2 protein-coding genes are annotated in these 2,652 nt (G+C 70.2%); both read right to left on the reverse strand.

The window, feature by feature from the left end; genetic code table 11:
- Positions 1–93: 93 nt before the first annotated feature.
- On the reverse strand, positions 94–1,686 hold the full coding sequence (locus tag GY24_RS17180; RefSeq protein ID WP_104477839.1) for an ABC-F family ATP-binding cassette domain-containing protein: 1,593 nt from the start codon (positions 1,684–1,686) through the stop codon (positions 94–96).
- A gap of 92 nt (positions 1,687–1,778) precedes the next feature.
- Positions 1,779–2,483 (reverse strand): organomercurial lyase, encoded by a 705-nt coding sequence (gene merB / locus GY24_RS17185; RefSeq protein ID WP_202972976.1) that lies wholly within the window; start codon positions 2,481–2,483, stop codon positions 1,779–1,781.
- Between the last annotated feature and the right edge of the window lie 169 nt (positions 2,484–2,652).

Genomic DNA, 2,652 nt, shown 5'->3' on the forward strand with positions numbered 1-2,652 from the left:
GCCGGCTACGCGGCCCGGACGGCGGCCCGCGCCGGCTACGCGGCCCGAACGGCGATAGCGCCGGCCACGCGGCCCGGACTGCGGGCCCGCCGGCTAGGCGGCCCGGACGGCGACCGCGCTGGGGGCCGCGGCATCCGCCCCGAACACCAGGTAGCGGTTGGCGATCTTCTCGCTGAAGAAGCGGTCGTGGCTGACCGTGACGATGGCGCCGGGGAAGTGCACGAGGGCGCGCTCCATCACCTGGGTGCTGGACATGTCCAGGTGGTTCGTCGGCTCATCCAGCAGCAGCACGGAGGCGCCGGAGAGCAGGCACTGCGCCATTGCGACGCGGGCCCGCTGGCCGCCGGAGAGGGCGCCGATCTTCTGCTTGAGGTCGGCCTCGGAGAACTGGAACATGGCGAGGAACCGGTTGACCGACTTGCGGGTGGCGGAGAAGGCGAGGCTGCCGGGCAGCGCGTTCACGGCGTGGCTGACGGTGTCCTCCGGGTCGAGCTCGTCGAGCATCTGGTTGTAGGAGACGATGCTGACCCCGCCGGCCCAGTTGACCTTGCCGGCATCCGCCTTCTCCTCGCCGGTGAGCACCTTGAGCAGGGTGGACTTGCCGCTGCCGTTCGCGCCCAGCACGACGTAGCGGTTGCCGCGCCGGATCTCGAAGCTGAGGTCCTCGAACAGAGTGCGGTCGCCATAGGACTTGCCGATGCCCTCCACCCGACAGAGCACGTCCTTCACATGCAGGGCGCGGTAGATCTCGGTGATGATCTCGTCGACGGGGCGCGGGGCGCGCGACTTCTTGACGGATGCCAGCTTCCGATCGAGCCCCTTGCTGCCTGCCTTCGCGGCCTCCCGCCGGTCGGCAATGCCCTCGGACTCGAAGGCGAGCAGCTCGGACTCATGCACGAACTGGGACTGCAGGTTCTTCAGGCGGAACTGCTTCTGCACGACGTACTCGCCGAAGTTGCCGGGGTACTCGTGCAGGTGGAAGTTCTCCAGCTCGACGATGCGGGTGACCACCGAGTCCAGGAACTTGCGGTCGTGCGAGACGATGATCGCCGCGCCGCGGAAGTCGCGGAACCAGGATTCCAGCCACTCCACGCCGGCGACGTCGAGGAAGTTCGTCGGCTCGTCCAGCAGCAGCACGTCGGGGCGCTCGAGCAGGATCTTGGCCAGGGCTGCGCGGTTGCGCCAGCCGCCGGAGAGCTGGTCGATCGGGCTGGTGCGGTGCGCCTCGTTGAAGCCGAGGGTGGTGAGCGCGGTGTCGATGTGGCGCTTGTAGTCCCAGCCGTCGACATGGTCCATCTGCTCGAACAGGGCGGCCTGGCGGTGGATCAGCCGGTCGAGCTCGTCGGCATCCGGCCCGGCGGCGATGGCGGCGTCGATCTCGGCCAGCTCGGCCTCGATCTCGGTGACGTGCGCGAACAGGCCGTCGAGAACCTCGAGGATGGTGGCGCTGCCGTCCAGTTCGGAGAACTGCGAGAAGTAGCCGATCTTCACACCCTGCTCAAGCGTGACGGTGCCGGTGTCCGGGGCCACCTGCTCGAGGATGAGCTTGAGGATGGTGGACTTGCCGGAGCCGTTCTTGCCGATCAGGCCGATCCGCTCCCCGGTCTCCAGGCGGAGGAAGGCCTCGCGCAGGATCTGGGTGTTCTCGAAACGGACGGCAACATCGTGCAGCCTGATCAGGCTCATGCGGGGGCTCCAGCAGTTGGGGCCCGCGGTCGGGCCGCGCAGAAAAGGTCGCCTTCGACTCTAGACGCGCGAGCCAGCCCCGTTCGCCAGTCCTAGCCCTCCGCGCCGGCGCCGAGCCCCCAGAAGCCGCCGCTCAGGCCGACACTGCGAAAGTAGTCGGCGGCCTGCGTCGGCTCCCGGCGCTCGTACGGCGTGCCGAGGCGCCCCTCGTACCAGTGGGCGGCGAGGCGCCAGAGGGTGGTCAGCGAGAGCACGGAGCCGCGGGTGTTGCCGGTGCGCTCCAGCCACTCGGCGATGCACTGCTCGGAGCAGAAGATCTGCTGGTTCGCGCAGGCGTGGGCGGCATCCGGCCAGATCTGCGCTGTCGGCACGAGGAAGTGGGCGAGCTGATCACCGGCCGGTGGGGCCTCGTTCGTGACGGTCCAGGCGTGGGCCGTCGCGCAGGCTGGGCAGGTGGTGGCGACGAGTACCGCGGGGGAGCCCCGCACCAGGTGGGGGATCGCGAAGGCGTCCCAGGCGCATCCTCCCCACCAGAGGGTGCGCGGGCCCATCACCGAGAAGCGGAAGGAGCGGGTGGCGAAGGGGTGAGCCAGCACGACCTCGCCGCCGTCCAGCACGACGTGGTGGGCATCGGCCAGCTCGGCCAGTGCCAGCTTGTACTCGGCCGAGGTCAGGCCGAGCTCGGCGGCGAGCGCGTCGCGGGTCTGCAGGGTGCCGTGTTCGGCGAGCTGCGTGTAGATCGCGTGGCGGAGGCGTTCGGCGCGGGGGCTGATCGGCATGGCGGTCTCCTTCGGCACGGCGGTCTCCTTCGTCTGGGGGTGTGCTCAGTGCCGCAGCCGGGCGCGCTCGGCGAGACGGTCGGCCGCCGCGTCCTCGATGACGGCGGCGAGGCGACGGATGCCGGGCTCGGCGGCGGATGGGGCACGGACGGCGACGGCGATGCTGCGCTCGATGGCGGCATCCGGG

It is taken from the genome of Microterricola pindariensis, assembly GCF_002936985.1.
Lineage (GTDB): Bacteria > Actinomycetota > Actinomycetes > Actinomycetales > Microbacteriaceae > Microterricola > Microterricola pindariensis.